The organism is Mycobacterium sp. DL (assembly GCF_039729195.1).
Taxonomy (GTDB): Bacteria; Actinomycetota; Actinomycetes; order Mycobacteriales; family Mycobacteriaceae; genus Mycobacterium; species Mycobacterium hippocampi_A.
The window spans coordinates 2,684,547-2,700,288 of the sequence record NZ_CP155796.1; the positions used below are offsets into that span (position 1 = coordinate 2,684,547).

Below are 15,742 nucleotides of genomic sequence, written 5' to 3' on the forward strand. Positions count from 1 at the left end.
CGCCGAGCGGCGGCGGGTGGGTGTCGCCGTGGCAGTCGCGACACGCCCGAAGCGCGGTGACCAGCGAAAATTTCTCCCGATGCGGGCCTCCGGAACGGGATGCGCCGCCTCCGGATGACCCCTACGAGGCGTCGACGTCGCTGAAACCTCGGCAATACCTGCGATACGCAGGCGATTTAGTCGTACCACCGGTTGTCCGGGTGGCGCGATCGCTGGTGGCGCATCCGCCACTGAACCTCTCGGCGCGCGCTACACGCTGGGCTTTTGACCCGGTAACCGGGGGGTGGGGTTAGCTTTCGTCAGCCTGCGTGGGTACGGTCGTGCACGCTGGCTGGTTCTCGGACCAGCCGAGACAAAACAGATGATGGTGAGAGACGGAGGAAACCCGTGGCCCTTCCCCAGTTGACCGACGAACAGCGCGCGGCAGCGTTGGAGAAGGCTGCTGCCGCTCGTCGAGCACGTGCTGAACTCAAGGACCGGCTCAAGCGCGGCGGCACCAACCTCAAGCAGGTTCTCAAGGATGCCGAGACCGATGAGGTCTTGGGCAAGATGAAGGTCTCCGCACTGCTGGAAGCCCTGCCCAAGGTCGGCAAGGTCAAAGCGCAGGAGATCATGACAGAGCTCGAGATCGCCCCGACGCGCCGTCTGCGCGGCCTGGGTGATCGTCAGCGCAAGGCTCTGCTGGAGAAGTTCGACTTCACCAGCGACTAGGTAACCCGTGAACGCCGGCCGAGGGGTCGGACGGTTATGACACGTGTCGTCGTACTGTCCGGCCCCTCCGCCGTCGGGAAGTCCACTGTCGTGCGCTGTCTGCGCGAACGGCTTCCCGACCTCTACTTCAGCGTGTCGGTGACGACACGCGCCCCCCGCCCCGGCGAGGTCGACGGCGTCGACTACACCTTCGTGACCGAGGATCGTTTCCAGCAGCTCGTGGACGGCGGTGAGCTGCTCGAATGGGCGGAGATCCACGGCGGCCTGCATCGCTCAGGGACTCCCGCCGCGCCGGTGCGAGCGGCTGCGGCAGCCGGTCGGCCGGTACTGATCGAGGTGGATCTGGCCGGCGCGCGCGCCGTCAAGCTGGCGATGCCGGAGGCCATGACGGTGTTCCTGGCGCCACCCAGCTGGGAGGCGTTGGAGAGCCGACTGGCCGGCCGCGGCACCGAGTCCGCCGACGTGATGGCCCGCAGATTGCAGACCGCCAGAGCCGAGCTGGCCGCTCAGGGCGACTTCGACGAGGTTGTCGTCAACAGTCAATTGGAGTATGCGTGCGCAGAATTGGTATCCTTGCTGGTGGCCCACCCGCCGGTGCCGCGTGATCAGCATTGATCGCCGTTCCGCACTCATCAGATATGCATCAATAACCGCCAGGAGATCTTTTACGTGAGCACCCCGCACGCCGACACGCGGCTGGCACCCGTGGACATCGATCCGTCTGCCGCCAGCGCCTACGACACGCCGCTGGGCATCACCAATCCGCCCATCGACGAGCTGTTGGATCGTGCGTCGAGCAAGTACGCGCTGGTGATCTACGCCGCCAAGCGCGCGCGCCAGATCAACGACTACTACAACCAGCTCGGTGACGGGATCCTGGAGTACGTCGGCCCGCTGGTCGAGCCCGGACTGCAGGAGAAGCCGCTGTCGATCGCGATGCGCGAGATCCACGGCGACCTGCTCGAGCACACCGAGGGCGGCGAGTAGCGACCGGCTCCGCCTGGCGATGAGATTCTCGGGCGAGGACTTATGACCGAACGCAAGCGGATCATCGTCGGCGTCGCCGGCGGTATTGCCGCGTACAAGGCAGCCACCGTCGTTCGGCAGCTCACCGAGGCCGGGCACTCTGTTCGTGTTGTTCCCACCGAGTCCGCGTTGCGGTTCATCGGTGCAGCCACCTTCGAGGCTCTGTCCGGAAACCCGGTGCGCGCCGGCGTTTTCGAAGACGTCCACGAGGTCCCGCACGTGCGGATAGGCCAGTCCGCCGACCTCGTCGTCGTCGCGCCGGCCACCGCGGACCTGCTGGCCCGCGCCGTCGCCGGGCGCGCCGATGATCTGCTCACCGCAACCCTGCTGACGGCACGGTGTCCGGTGCTGTTCGCCCCGGCCATGCACACCGAGATGTGGCTTCATCCGGCGACCGTCGACAATGTCGCCACGCTGCGCCGTCGCGGCTCGATCGTGATGGAGCCGGCGTCGGGCCGGTTGACGGGCGCCGACACCGGCGCAGGCCGACTGCCTGAAGCCGAAGAGATCAGCACGCTGGCTCATCTGCTCCTCGACCGCGGCGACGCGTTGCCCTACGACCTGGCGGGGGTCAAGGTTCTGGTCACCGCCGGCGGCACCCGCGAACCGATCGATCCCGTGCGGTTCATCGGTAATCGAAGCTCGGGCAAGCAGGGTTTTGCCATGGCGCGGGTGATGGCCCAGCGCGGCGCCGAGGTGACACTGATCGCCGGCAACACCGCCGGTCTGATCGATCCCGCCGGCGTCGACGTCGTCCATGTGGGTTCGGCCGCCCAGTTGCGTGATGCCGTCTCCAAACACGCCCCCGACGTGAACGTCCTGGTCATGGCGGCCGCTGTCGCCGACTTCCGCCCGGCGCACCTGGCGACCAACAAGATCAAGAAGGGTCCCGACGCTGCAGGCGACCCCACCATCGAACTGGTCCGCAACGACGACGTCCTCGCCGGAGCGGTCCGCGCGCGCACCGACGGGCAGCTGCCGAACATGAAAGCCATCGTGGGCTTTGCGGCGGAGACAGGCGACGCGAACGGCGACGTGTTGTTCCACGCCCGCGCCAAGCTCAAGCGCAAAGGTTGCGATCTACTCGTCGTCAACGCAGTCGGCGACAACCGCGCGTTCGAGGTCGATCACAACGATGGCTGGCTGCTGTCGGCCGACGGAACCGAGGCGGCGATGGAGCACGGTTCGAAGACACTGATCGCCAGCCGTATTGTGGACGCGATCGCGGCTTTCCTGCGCACCAGTGACGGGTAGGCCGCGCCTGTCGGCAACCTGCGGGTAAGGGTTGCGCGCCGCAGAGGCACCCGCTTGGGTGCAAAGGGCGCACGCGGTGGAGCTGCACGGGGCGGGACCATCGCGCGATGTATTAAGTTGACCGACTGATCATCTCAAGTCCGGCTTGAGTGGAAGGGATCGACCGTGAGTGAAGCTCGGCTGTTTACCAGTGAGTCGGTGACCGAGGGGCACCCTGACAAGATCTGCGACGCCATCAGCGACTCGGTGCTCGACGCCTTGCTCGCCGATGATCCCAAATCGCGTGTCGCGGTGGAGACGCTGGTGACGACGGGTCAGGTGCACGTCGTCGGTGAGGTGACGACGACTGCCAAGAGCGCGTTCGCCGACATCACCAAGACCGTCCGGGAGCGCATCCTCGAGATCGGCTACGACCATTCCGACAAGGGTTTCGACGGTCTCACCTGCGGGGTGAACATCGGCATCGGCGCGCAGTCGCCCGATATCGCCCAGGGCGTCGACACCGCGCACGAGACCCGCGTGGAAGGTGCCGCCGACCCGCTGGACTCCCAGGGCGCCGGTGACCAGGGCCTGATGTTCGGCTACGCGATCGCCGACACCCCGGAACTGATGCCGCTGCCGATCGCATTGGCGCACCGGCTGTCGCGCAAGCTGAGCGAGGTCCGCAAGAACGGCACGCTGGGCTATCTGCGACCGGACGGCAAGACGCAGGTCACCGTGCAGTACGACGGCACCACGCCGGTGCGGCTCGACACCGTGGTGCTCTCCACCCAGCACGCCGAGGGCATCGACCTCGACGCTCAACTGGCGCCGGACATCAAGCAGCACGTCATCGACACGGTCCTCGCCGAACTGGGCCACCCGACGCTGGACACCTCCTCGCCGCGGCTGCTCGTCAACCCGACCGGCAAGTTCGTCCTCGGCGGCCCGATGGGTGATGCGGGCCTGACCGGCCGCAAGATCATCGTCGACACCTACGGCGGATGGGCCCGCCACGGAGGCGGCGCCTTCTCCGGCAAGGATCCGTCCAAGGTCGACCGCTCGGCGGCGTACGCGATGCGCTGGGTGGCCAAGAACGTCGTTGCGGCCGGCCTCGCCGAGCGCGTCGAGGTGCAGATCGCCTACGCGATCGGCAAGGCGGCCCCGGTCGGCCTGTTCGTCGAGACGTTCGGCTCGGAGACCGTGGACCCGCTCAAGATCGAGAAGGCCATCGGTGAGGTTTTTGACCTGCGGCCCGGCGCGATCGTCCGCGACCTCGACCTGCTGCGCCCGATCTACGCTCCGACGGCGGCCTACGGGCACTTCGGGCGCACCGACATCGAGCTGCCGTGGGAGCAGTTGAACAAGGTCGACGACCTCAAGAGCGCCGTCTAGGCGGAGCTTTCAGGGAGCGCCCTCCGGGGCGTCGGTACCCTGCTGGGCAATGGCGCGAGATCGAACACAGGGCACTGCCCGCTTGAGCCGCGGGCTGCAGAATGCTCTCCGGGGGCGGCGCGATCCCGCGCCGCTCGCCGGTCAGCGCAGCCGCTCCCAGAATGCTCTGGGTGACCTGCACACCCGCAAGGTTCTCGACCTGACGATCCGGCTCGCCGAGGTGATGCTGTCATCGGGTTCGGGCACCGCAGACGTCGTCGCCACCGCACAGGACGTGGCGCGGGCCTATCGCCTCACCGATGTTGTCGTCGACGTCTTCGTCACCACCGTCTTCGTATCGGCCCCGCCGACGGCGGACAGCCCACCGGTCACCATCGTGCGGTCCGTGGAGGCCCGGTCGACCGACTACACCCGGGTGGCCGAACTCGACCGGCTGGTGGGGCGGATCACCTCCGGTGGCGTCACCGTGGACGAGGCTCACGAAGCCATGGACGAGGTGACCGAGCGGCCACACCCGTATCCCCGCTGGGTGGCCACCGCCGGGTGGGCGGGGTTCGCGCTGGGCATCGCGATGCTGTTCGGCGGCAACTGGCTCACCTGTGTGCTGGCCGCCGTCACCGCCGCGATGATCGACCGGGCGGGGCGGATACTGAACCGGATCCGGACGCCGTTCTTCTTCCAGCACGTGGTCGGCGCGATGATCGCGACCCTGGTGGCGGTCGCGGCCTACTATTTCGCCGGGCAGGGGCCGACCGCGCTGGTGGCCACGGGGATCGTGATGCTGCTGGCGGGTATGACACTGGTCGGCGCCATGCAGGACGCCGTGACCGGATACATGCTGACCGCCGTCACCCGGCTGGGCGAGGCGGTGTTCCTGACCGCCGGAATCGTCGTCGGCATCCTCGCCGGCCTGCAGGTCGCGGAGCTTCTCGGCGTCACTATCGAGCTGCACGTCGACGCCACCGAGACCTTCATCACGCCGAATCAGCCGCTTCCCATTGCGCTCGCCGTGATCGGCGCCGCGCTGGCGGGAGCGTCTCTGACCGTGGCGAGCTACGCGCCGCTGCGATCGGTCGTCATCGCCGGGATCGCCGCGGGTGTGGCCGAGTCGGTGCTTCTCGCTCTGAGCCAGGCAGGTTTCGGGCAGGTGGTCGCCAGCGGGATCGCCGCGGTGGGGGTCGGGATCCTGGCGACGTTGATCTCGATCCGGCGGCAAGCGCCCGCGCTGGTGACCGCGACCGCCGGCATCATGCCGATGCTGCCCGGTCTGGCGGTTTTCCGGGCGGTCTTCTACCTGGCCTCCGACGAGGACGTCGGTGACGGCCTGAGGCAGTTGGTCGCCGCGGCCGCGGTGGCACTGGCCCTCGGCAGTGGAGTGGTACTCGGAGAGTTCCTCGGTTCGCCGCTGCGCTACCGCGCCGGACGGATCGGCGAGTTCCTGCGCGTGGAGGGACCCCCGGGCCTGCGCCGGGCAGTGGGCGCGGTGGTGCATCTGGAGTACACCGAGTCCGATTCGCCGAAGCGCTCCGGCGCGCTGCGCTCACAGAGCGTCGCGCTGGAGCCGGCGCTCGGTGAGGATCGCAACTCCGAGACCGACGACCATCCACCGGCGGCGGACAGCCCGAACGGTCAGGACACGAACTCGTAGTCGTCGATCGGGAAGCGCCAGGTCACGTCAGCGCGGCGCGCAACGCACTCAGCCCGCGTTCGGTGGCCTCGGTCGCTGCGGGCACCACGCCGGCGTAGGCGACGTACCCGTGCACGAGTGTCTCGGCGTGGTGCAGTTCGACCGGCACCGCGGCAGCGGCAAGGAGTTCGGCGTAGCGGATGCCGTCGTCGCGCAGCGGATCGTGACCGGCGACCGCGATGTAGGCCGCGGGCAGATCCGACAGATCGCCCCGCGCGGGCACCATGGTGGCGGGTGGCGCCGACATGTCGGTGTCACCCACATACCAGCGGCTGAAGCCCTTGCACGCGGCGAGGGTCAGGATCGGTGCGTCGGCGTTCTCGGTAAAGGAGGGCAGAGTCGTGTCGAACGTCGTCGACGGGTACCAGAGCAGCTGAAACCTCATGGCGATTTCGGCGTCGCGTGCCAACTGAGCCACCACTGCGGCCAGGTTCCCGCCGGCGGAGTCACCCGCCACGGCCAGGCGGTCCGGGTCGCCGCCGATCTGGTCGGCGTGACGGGCCACCCATCGGGTGGCGGCCCACACATCGTCGACCGCGGCGGGGAACGGGTGCTCCGGTGCCAGTCGGTAGTCGATCGAGACGACCACGGCTTCGGCGCCGACCGCGTGCATCCGGGCGATTCCGTCGTAGGTGTCCAGATCGCCGACCGACCAGCCGCCGCCGTGGATGAAGACCACCACCGGCAGTACGGATTCCTGCGTCGGCGGGTGGTACACCCGCACGGGAATCGGCCCGTCCGGACCGTCGACGCTGCGGTCGGCCACCGTCACGTCGGGGTGTACCGACTGGCGGGGGAGGTCACCGAAGCGTCGGCGCGCCTCCTGCGGACCGCCATCGGTGGTCAGCTGGAACGGAACAACCTCGAGCACCTTCTGCAGGATGTCATCCAGGGGCATGGCACACACCGTACGCACCACCGCGTATGCGGATGACGTCGGCGGAGGTAGCCCCCCACGCCGGCGGTGATTCCCGGACAATGGAGGCCACTGCCACCATCTCGCTCGATCGCCGAAAGGACCTGCGTTGAGGCTACTGCGACGCCATCCCGAGCCGGCCAGCGGTCGGGTCCCCAGGCGGCCGATTTCCCTTGCCCCGCTGACGGTTCTGGAGCTCAGTCCACCGGAGCTGGTCGCCTGTGCCGCGGAAGCCGGCTACGACGGTGTCGGGCTGCGGCTCATCCGCGCCACCGAAGAGGAGCCGCTACGCCCGACCATCGGCAGGACGCCGATGATCCGCGAAACCCGGCGGCGCCTCGACGAGAGCGGCCTGTTCGTGCTCGACATCGAAGTCCTGCGGCTTCGGCCCGACACCGTGGTGCGAGACGACTTCGGCTCCTTCCTGGAGACCGGGGCGTATCTCGGTGCGACGCAGGTGCTGGTGACCGGGAACGATCCCGATCACTCCAGATTGGCCGACAATCTCGCCGAACTGAGTTCTTTCGCAGCAGAATTCGGCTTGATCCCGAATCTCGAACCCATGCCGTGGACCGATGTCGGCGACCTCGCCGACGCCGCGTCGATCGTGCGGCGGTGCACCGGACGCGAGGTCGGCATCCTCGTCGACGCCATCCACTACGACCGTGCATTGGCCACCACTGCAGATCTTGCGGCGCTGTCGACGGAATGGATCAGGTACGTACAGATTTGCGACGGACTCCTCCCGCGGCCGACGTCGATCGACGAACTTCGGTTCCAGGGCCGCAACGCGCGGTTGTTCCCGGGTGAGGGAGGTATCGACATCGTCGCCATGTTGCGGGCGTTGCCGCCGGTGCCGGTCAGCATCGAGGCGCCGATCCAGTGGCGGGCACCGGCGGGAGTGCGGGCCCGGGCGGCGCTGCGGGCGGCCCGCCGGGTCATCAGCATCGCCGACTCGGGTCCATTACCGTTGTCGGCGTGACCCGAACCGGACAAGCCGATGTTCCTCCGTTGTGATCGACGGATCGTCGCGGTCTGCGGCTGAGACACACAAACCGGAGCGCGCGCCGCTCCGTATGATCCTGCGTATCGTCGGCCTGGTTGCGACGATCTGTGCAGGCATCGGGGTTGGTGTGCACTTCCTCGGCCCGGTCAGCACGGTGGTGACCCTGTTGGCGTCGTTCAGCCCACTGTTCGTCGTGCTCGCAGTGTTCGCGGCTGCGGTGTCGGCGGCGGCCCGGTTCTGGCCGGCGGCGCTGGCGGCGCTGATCGTGGTGGTTGTCGGGGTGTCCGCGCAGCTGCCGCTCTTTCTCGGCGGTGCACCCGCCGCAGCCGCCGATGTGCCGAAAATCAAACTGCTGCAGGCGAATATCCGGCTGGGCGAAGCCGACCCCCAGGCCTTGGTCAGCCGGGTCCGCAGCGACCGGGTCGACGTGCTCACCGTCGCCGAGCTCACCCCAGAGGCCGTCGACGGGCTGGCCGCGGCGGGTCTGGAGCGCGCTCTGCCGTTCTCCTATTTGCGGCCGCGGGAAGGCGGCGGGGGAGAGGGCATCTACGCCCGCTACCCCCTCCGCGACACCGAACTCCTCCCCGGCCTGCAGCACAACAACCTCCGGGCGACCGTCGTCGTCCCCGGCGCCACCCCGTTCGTGGTCTACGCCCTGCATCCGTTGCCCCCATACCCGGAACCGGCGTGGCGCTGGGCTCTCGAACTCGATCGGATCGCGGCCATCCTGGAGGCGGATCGGCGTCCGCTGATCGTCGGCGCTGATTTCAACTCGACGTACGACCACGAGAGGTACCGCAATCTACTCGATGCCGGCGGCAGGGACGGCCTGGACCTCATCGACTCCGCCGACTACCTGGGTGCGGGCATCGTCGCCACCTATCCGGCGGACAAGTGGTATCCGGCAGTGCTGGCGATCGACAGGATCCTGACCCGCGGTGGCACCCCGCTGTCCTTCGAACGGGTCGACCTGCCCGGATCCGATCACCACGCCGTGATGGGCGAAGTACTGCTGGCGGCAGTGGATCAGCGCTGAGACCGCGCCGCGGTGATCATGTCGACGATGCGTGCGACGTGAGGTTCGCGGACCACGGAATCGTGATCGCAGTTGACCCGCTGTGTGGTGAGCTCTCCGGTGAGCACCTGCGGCCACACCCGTTCGTCGTCGAGATTGAAACTGCTGAGCACCAACAGGGTTCGTCCGTCATAACGCTGTGGCCGGTGCAGTCGGCCGACCCGCACCCCGACTTCGCGCAGGGCCTCGACCTTCTGTTGAGGCGTGCCGTCGGTGATTCCGGCCAGCGGCAGCCACAGTCGATGTCGCCACAGTACAAAAGGGTCGGCCGGGGACTCTTCGAGCAGGGTCGACGCCACCCCCGGCAGCGTCCGTCGAGCCGCGCGCACGGTACGCGGTGGCAGGAACGGATCGAGCATCGTGACCAGCTCGACGTGGTGGCCGAGTGCTTGAAGTCGGTTCGCGACATCGATCGCGATGAATGCCCCGAGGGAATGCCCGATCAGCGTGTAGGGACCCTGAGGCTGCAGCGAGAGCAGATCCTCGAGGTGACGCCGCGCCGCGCGGCCGATCGTCCAGTCCGGGAACGCCCGGTTCTCCAGGCCCTGCGCCTGAAATGCCACCACCGCGGTGTCCGGGTCGAGGCGGTCGGCCAACGGAACGAACGACAGGGCTGATGCCCCGGCGCCGGCGAAGCAGAACACCGTGTCGCGCGTGGCCTGGGACGGCGGCCGCAGAAGCACCGTCGTGGGTGTGATCCGGCCGGTGGGTGCCGTCGACGACCCCGCGCGGCGCGCTGCGATGATCTCGGCGAACTGCGCCACTGTCGGTGCGCCTGCGAGGTCCGACGGTGCCGGCTGCACGCCGAGCTCGTCGCCGATGACCCTGATCATCTGCTGGACATTGAGCGAATCCCCGCCCAGGGCATAGAAGTTCTCGTTGCGCCCCACCGCGTCGAGGCGCAGCACCTGGGCCCAGGCGGCGGCGACCCCGGCCTCCAATCCTGCGTGTGGCGGGTCGATCGGTCCGCGGACCGGTGCGGGCAGCGCCCCGCGGTCGACCTTTCCACGTTCGTTGCGGGGCAGGGATTCCAGCATCACGACGTGTGTGGGAACCATCCAGGCGGGCAGCCGGGTGTGCAGTTGAGCGCGGACGTCGGCGACGGCCGGGCTTCGGATTCCCGGTGCGGGTGCGACGTAGGCGGTCAGCACCGGTGCCTCGGCCGATCCGGCCACCACGAGGGCTTCGCGGATACCGGGGCAGTCGAGCAGGGCGGCCTCGACCTCGGCCGGCTCCACCAGGTAACCGCGGATCTTCACCGCGGCGTCCATCCGGCCGAGCACCACCAGTTCGCCGTCGTCGGTGATTCGGGCGCGGTCATTGGTGACGAATGTCCTGCTGCCATCCGGGTTCTCGATGAAGGCCGTGGTCGCACTCTGCGGCTTGAGGTAGCCCGCGGCGAGGTACGGCGACGTGACCGTCAGCCGGCCCTGATCATCGATGGCGAGTCGCTTGTGCGGTGCGGCAATGCCGGCCGGGATCACGCCCGAAGGTATCTCGTCGGTGGGCCAGATGTCGTAGTGGGCGATTCCGAGAGTCTCCGACGACCCGGCCCAGTTGGTCAGCACTGCGTTTGGTGCCATTGTGCGGGCGCTGCGGAAGACGTTGCTGTACACCGGTTCCCCGGTGGTGACGATCCGCTGGATCCGATCGAGGGTGCGGGCGCCCGCGGCCTCGCACAGCGACTGGAGGAACGACGGCGTGCACATCACGATGTCGGCGTCGGCAAGGCGCCGGATCGCCGCGTCGGGTGTGCAGTTGCGCGGATCGATCGTGATGATCTCGGCGCCCGACAGCAGGGACCCAACCAGAACGTTGAGTCCGGCGGCGAAGCTCACCGGCATGCAGAGGGCCACTCGGCTGTTCTCGACGATGCCGAATCTGTCCCGGTGGAGCACCCAGTCGCTGAGCCATGTTCCGTTGGTGTGCAACACCGCCTTCGGTTCACCCGACGACCCCGATGTGAATTGGATACTGGTCACTGATTGCACGCCGAGCGGGGTCGGGACTGTCGATCCGGTCGGTGTGCGCAGCGGCCGGTCGGCCGGCCACACCGAATGGTGTTCTCCCAGTTCCGCTGCCAGCGAGCTGCTCGCATCACCGACGACGACGGTGTCGAGGCGGTATCCCTGCTCCCGGAGTGCGGCGAAGACGTGCATCATCCGGTCGTGGGGTAGCGCAGGGTCCAGCGGGACCAGCGGGGATCCGGCCGCGAAGCTGCCGAGGATCACGGCGGCGGTATGCGGGTCGAGGTCTCCGACCAGGGCCAGCGCGGCCGCGGGTTCGTCGCGGTCCCGCAGCGCTGTGGTCCAGCCGGCGGCAGCTTGTCTGAGCGCGCCGTAGGTCACCACAGCGTCGTCGGTGCGCAGCGCGACATGTGCGGTTTTGAGGGCGCAGATCTCGTCGAACCGCTGGCTGACGGAGGTGTGCTCGATGTTGTCGACCCGGGACAGATCCGGCCGTGCCGCTCGCACCACAGGGCTGTCGAGAGTCTGTCCGCTGGGTGTGGCCGCGACCTTGCGCAGCAGAACGATGGTGGGGACGAGAACGATCAGGGTGATCAGCAGTTCAGCCGCCAGGTAGGTGTAGCCCACGGCGTTGATGCCCCAGTGCGGGATGGTCACGATGACTCCGCCGACGACCAGGAATCCGAGCAGGATCTGCGAGGTGACCGCCAGTCGGAGCCTGCGCTGCAGCCGCGCCAGTGCGGTGTAGATGGTTGTCAGCGCCACCGCCGGAAGGACGAGGGCCATGATCCGGATCAGCGTTGTGCCGTTCTCGGCGTACTGCGGTCCCAGTATCCCGAGGATGAACGGTGCGGCGACTACCAACGTGACACAACCGGCCAGTGACGCGCCGCCGCACAGCAGGACGAATCGCACTGTGCAGGAGCGCACGTCGGCGCCCGGAGTGGACGCGGTGGCGATGAACGGCGCGGCGGTGGCCACGATCAACGCGCCGAGGGTGTTGACCACCAGCCAGCACATCGAGAAGTAGGCGTTCATCTCGGTCCCGAGCCGGGCCACCACGATCAACGGCACCAGCAGGGGCACGATCACGTTGATGGCGTTGATCGCATACGAGCTCGCGAAGAACTGGAACAGTTCGCGCTGCGGGGGCAGAGTGCGAGCACCGGTGCGGCCACTGGTCTCGCGACGGATGACGAACCCCGCGATGATCGCCGTGATGACCGCTGCGGGCAATACCCATGACCACACGATCGCGGCACCGGTGGCGACCGGGATGAGGGCGGCGACCGCGATCAGCTTGGCAGTGGACTGGGAGATGTTCTTCACCGCGATCGTGCGGGCACGGCCCAGTCCGATCAGGATCTGGTCCTGGAGTGTGTAGATCGCAAGCACCGCAACAAATGCCGGGAACAGCATCGCCTCGACCAGGTGCGGGAACAGCGCGCGCGGGCCGACCAGGGCAAAGACCGCTCCGAACAGGATCGCGGCGAGGATCACCAGAGCGGTTCCGGTACGCACCAGGCGCTGGGTGCGCGCTCCCGCCAGCGGCAGGAAGCGTTCGTAGAGGCTACCGAGGCTGAAATTGGCCAGGATCGCAATGAGCGTCGCGGAGGAGATGATGGCCGACGCCCGGCCCACCTCGGCGGTGTCGTAACCCCGGGCTGCCACCGTCCAGAACACGAACCCGAGGATGCCGGTGGCGGCACTCGAGGTCATGACCGCGGCGATGTCGATGCTGAGTCCACCGGCCTGCGGCCGGCGTTGTGGCGCCGGGTGGGCGTCCGTCAGTTGCGCGGCGGGCCATGCGGTACCGGTGACGGCGGTGCCCGACGACCCCGCCGCGACACCCAGTTGCTCGGCCGGAGAGGCCGTTTGTGGGGTGCTCGGGGCGTCGGTACTGCCTGTCGTCGGCATGGATCAAGTTCCTAGGGAGGGCTGATGGCGCGTCCGGCGTTGCCCGGCACGCGGTCGAGGGAGGTCGTCGAGGGAGGTCGTGGTGACCGCTGGGATGAGGATACTGATGATGATGAAATTTGGTTAGGCTACCCAAAGATGTGACTATGGTCATAGGGTGCGGGGGTAGTCGCCACACACCGGTGCATTTTCGATAAAGTCCCGCCTAGTTAAGGCCAGGTCTGCAGCAGTTGACCCCGGCCCCTCACGTGTTCCGTCGCCATGGGCACTTAAAAACCGACTTAGACAAGGAGTTTCGTGTCTTGACCGACATTGCCCGTGAAACCGATGTGCAGCTCGAATCAAATATCAGCAACTTTCTGCACGACATCGACGACCCCTCCCGACACGCCTCGGTTGCGCCGGACACCGTGGTGTCGGCCGCAGGGGTGCCACACAGCGAACACGCTGGTCGACCCACGGTCACCGTCGTTCTGCCTACCCGCAACGAGGCCCGCAATCTGCCCTACGTCGCACAGCGGATGCCGCCGGTCGACGAGGTGATCGTCATCGACGGTGGCTCACACGACGGCACCGCCGATGTCGCGCGCCGGCTGTGGCCGAACGCCACCGTCATCGAGCAGACCCGCAACGGCAAGGGCAATGCGTTGGCCTGCGGCTTCCGCGCCGCAACCGGCGACATCATCGTCATGATCGACGGTGACGGCTCCACCGATCCGGCGGAGATCCCGCTGTTCGTCGACGTGCTGGTCGGTGGCGCCGACCTGGCCAAGGGCAGCCGGTTCTCTCGCGGCGGGGGAAGCGATGACATCACCCACTTCCGGAGGATGGGCAACAAAGGGCTGAACTGGCTGGTGAATCGCATCTTCCAGACCGAGTTCAGCGATCTGTGCTACGGCTACAACGCTTTCTGGCGCCGGAACCTGAGTTGTCTGGACCTGCCGGAGATCGACTGCGCCGAGCCTCAGTGGGGTGACGGCTTCGAGATCGAGACAGTGATCAACGTGCGTGCCGCCAGGAGCGGCTGGCTGATCCGGGAGGTGGCCAGCTTCGAAGGCAGGCGAATCTACGGGCGCAGCAATCTCAACGCGGTCACCGACGGCATGCGGGTGTTGCGCACGATCAGTCGCGAGCGGCGTGAGCACCGAGCCCTCCGTGCGGTCGCTGCGGCCGGTTGGTCGCCGTGACGACCCACGCCACAGCGCTGAACGAGCCGGTCGCAGCGGCAGTGTCGGTGAGCGTGGTGATCTGCTGCTACACCGCGGAACGCCGACAGGGGCTCGACCTCGCCATCGAGGCGGTGCTCGACCAATTGAGCCCGGCCGACGAGATGATCGTCGTCGTCGACGGAAACGAACTGTTGTACCGCGACCTGTCGTCGACCTGCGGACACCGAGTGTCACTGGTGCAGAACGAATTCGCGCGGGGCCTGTCCGGTGCCCGCAACACCGGCCTGCGGGTGGCCTCCGGTGACGTCGTCGTGTTCCTCGACGACGACGCAGTCCTGCGCCCGGCGGCGCTCGACGGCGTGAGGACCGCATTCTTCGACACCGCGGTCACCGCGCTCGGCGGCGCAGTCCACCCCGCATGGCACGCCGGATCCGAGCCCGGATGGTTTCCCCCGGAGTTCGGGTGGGTCGTCGGATGCGATTACCGCGGTCTGCCCCCGAACGGCTCGCCGATTCGTAATCCGATCGGTGCGGCCATGGCGGTGCGGCGTGCGGACCTGACCGACATCGGCGGGTTCGCCGAGCAGCTCGGTCGGACCGGTGCCGTACCGACCGGCTGCGAGGAGACGATGATGGGCATCGAACTCACCCGGCGCGACGCGCAGGCGCGCATCATCCGCCACACCGATTTCGCGGTGTCCCATTCGGTGCCCCGCGACCGGATGACGTTGTCCTACTTCATTCGGCGCTGCTACCACGAAGGTCGCAGCAAGGCGATGTTGACCAGGCTCTGCGGCCAGCGCTCGTCGCTGCACAGCGAACGGACGTATACGACGAGAACGCTGCCCGCGGGTGTCTGGCACGCGCGCCGGAAGCCGGCCAGGGTGCTGGCGCTGGGAGCAGGACTGCTGGTCACCACGACCGGCTACCTCGTGGGCCTGGTTCAGACGGCGCAACAACGGGGAGGCGCATAGTGGCGGGGATCGTCCGATTACTCCGTGATGCCCGGATCACAGGGTGGGTGGCGCTGGTACCGGTGATCTACTTCGTCGCAGAATGGCTGGTGTCGGCGTCGTGGCGCGGCTACTACGGCTATCGCGAAGACCTGTTGGGCCCGCTGGGATCTGCGTTCTGCGGACCTGAGGGCAACTGGCCCTGCAGCGACCTGTACCACGTGATGAACGTCGCGTTGGTGCTGACAGGCCTGGCTGTTGCGTACGTCGCCGCGAGTTTCCTCGCGCAGCGGGTGACCGACCGAGGACACGCCATCCTACTGTTGGCGGCGGGTTTCGCCCTGGCCGCAACCGGGGTGATCACCCAGCAGGTCGACTACCCGTGGAACCTCACTGCCACCGCGGTTTTCCTCACGCTGGGCGCGGTGAGCGTGCTCTTCATCGCCCTGGGAACGACGTCGGAACTGTCCGCGGAACGTCGGGGCGTCGCGGTGGTCGCCGGAATGATCAGTCTCGTCGGGTACTTCGCGTACCTGGGCCAGCACGATCTCTTCGGAGCGGGCGGATCCCAGCGGATGGCCATCTACGGCATCCTCGCCGCGGTGATCGCTCTGGGCACCGCCGGGCTCCGGACCCGTCCCACCACGACGGCGGCATCGCCGGAACTGCTCGAGGAATCACGGTGAA

Annotated in this window: 13 protein-coding genes; 11 read left to right on the top strand and 2 right to left on the bottom strand. The window is 67.7% G+C overall.

Annotated features, from left to right (window positions below; all coding sequences use genetic code 11):
- Nucleotides 1-387 precede the first annotated feature (387 nt).
- The 6 genes from mihF to ABDC78_RS12980 all read left to right on the top strand — a co-directional run bounded on the left by mihF (nt 388) and on the right by ABDC78_RS12980 (nt 6,013).
- Nucleotides 388-711: an integration host factor, actinobacterial type gene (gene mihF, locus ABDC78_RS12955; RefSeq protein ID WP_067811067.1), complete on the top strand. Its 324-nt coding sequence runs from the start codon at nt 388-390 to the stop codon at nt 709-711.
- 36 nt (nt 712-747) lie between these two features.
- Nucleotides 748-1,326: a guanylate kinase gene (gene gmk / locus ABDC78_RS12960; RefSeq protein ID WP_178358507.1), complete on the top strand. Its 579-nt coding sequence runs from the start codon at nt 748-750 to the stop codon at nt 1,324-1,326.
- Between the two features lie 54 nt (nt 1,327-1,380).
- The gene (rpoZ, locus tag ABDC78_RS12965; RefSeq protein ID WP_178358508.1) at nt 1,381-1,698 is read left to right on the top strand and encodes a DNA-directed RNA polymerase subunit omega; all 318 of its coding nucleotides are present in this window, start codon (nt 1,381-1,383) and stop codon (nt 1,696-1,698) included.
- A 42-nt stretch (nt 1,699-1,740) separates the two neighbouring features.
- Nucleotides 1,741-2,991: a bifunctional phosphopantothenoylcysteine decarboxylase/phosphopantothenate--cysteine ligase CoaBC gene (coaBC, locus tag ABDC78_RS12970; RefSeq protein ID WP_178358509.1), complete on the top strand. Its 1,251-nt coding sequence runs from the start codon at nt 1,741-1,743 to the stop codon at nt 2,989-2,991.
- A gap of 165 nt (nt 2,992-3,156) precedes the next feature.
- Entirely contained in the window at nt 3,157-4,365 is a 1,209-nt protein-coding gene (gene metK, locus ABDC78_RS12975; protein WP_178358510.1) for a methionine adenosyltransferase, read from the top strand.
- Between the two features lie 49 nt (nt 4,366-4,414).
- The gene (locus ABDC78_RS12980) at nt 4,415-6,013 is read left to right on the top strand and encodes a threonine/serine exporter family protein (RefSeq protein ID WP_178358511.1); all 1,599 of its coding nucleotides are present in this window, start codon (nt 4,415-4,417) and stop codon (nt 6,011-6,013) included.
- A 22-nt stretch (nt 6,014-6,035) separates the two neighbouring features.
- Here ABDC78_RS12980 and ABDC78_RS12985 read toward each other — a convergent pair whose 3' ends face one another.
- A complete protein-coding gene (locus tag ABDC78_RS12985) occupies nt 6,036-6,950 on the bottom strand; it encodes an alpha/beta hydrolase (protein WP_178358512.1) in 915 nt (304 codons plus the stop codon).
- A gap of 127 nt (nt 6,951-7,077) precedes the next feature.
- On the opposite strand from ABDC78_RS12985, the gene ABDC78_RS12990 reads away from it, so the two are divergent.
- Together ABDC78_RS12990 and ABDC78_RS12995 are read left to right on the top strand one after the other, a co-directional pair.
- Nucleotides 7,078-7,950: a sugar phosphate isomerase/epimerase gene (locus ABDC78_RS12990; protein WP_178358513.1), complete on the top strand. Its 873-nt coding sequence runs from the start codon at nt 7,078-7,080 to the stop codon at nt 7,948-7,950.
- Nucleotides 7,951-8,044: 94 nt separating this feature from the next.
- Nucleotides 8,045-9,010: an endonuclease/exonuclease/phosphatase family protein gene (locus ABDC78_RS12995; protein ID WP_178358514.1), complete on the top strand. Its 966-nt coding sequence runs from the start codon at nt 8,045-8,047 to the stop codon at nt 9,008-9,010.
- Here the strand turns inward: ABDC78_RS12995 and ABDC78_RS13000 are convergent.
- On the bottom strand, nt 9,001-12,933 hold the full coding sequence (locus ABDC78_RS13000) for an alpha/beta fold hydrolase (RefSeq protein ID WP_256736022.1): 3,933 nt from the start codon (nt 12,931-12,933) through the stop codon (nt 9,001-9,003). The two genes, ABDC78_RS12995 and ABDC78_RS13000, sit on opposite strands and share 10 nt — an antisense overlap.
- Nucleotides 12,934-13,343: 410 nt before the next feature.
- Here ABDC78_RS13000 and ABDC78_RS13005 point away from each other — a divergent pair, with 410 nt between their 5' ends.
- From ABDC78_RS13005 to ABDC78_RS13015, 3 genes are read left to right on the top strand one after another with little or no spacing between them, the layout of a single operon-like run.
- Nucleotides 13,344-14,120, top strand: coding sequence for a glycosyltransferase family 2 protein (locus ABDC78_RS13005; protein ID WP_347133502.1), 777 nt, complete (start codon nt 13,344-13,346; stop codon nt 14,118-14,120).
- Complete coding sequence (locus ABDC78_RS13010) at nt 14,117-15,076, top strand: glycosyltransferase family 2 protein (protein ID WP_178358516.1); 960 nt, start codon at nt 14,117-14,119, stop codon at nt 15,074-15,076. The genes ABDC78_RS13005 and ABDC78_RS13010 overlap by 4 nt, the downstream gene beginning before the upstream one ends.
- Entirely contained in the window at nt 15,076-15,741 is a 666-nt protein-coding gene (locus ABDC78_RS13015; RefSeq protein WP_178358517.1) for a hypothetical protein, read from the top strand. The genes ABDC78_RS13010 and ABDC78_RS13015 overlap by 1 nt, the downstream gene beginning before the upstream one ends.
- Nucleotide 15,742: the final 1 nt, after the last annotated feature.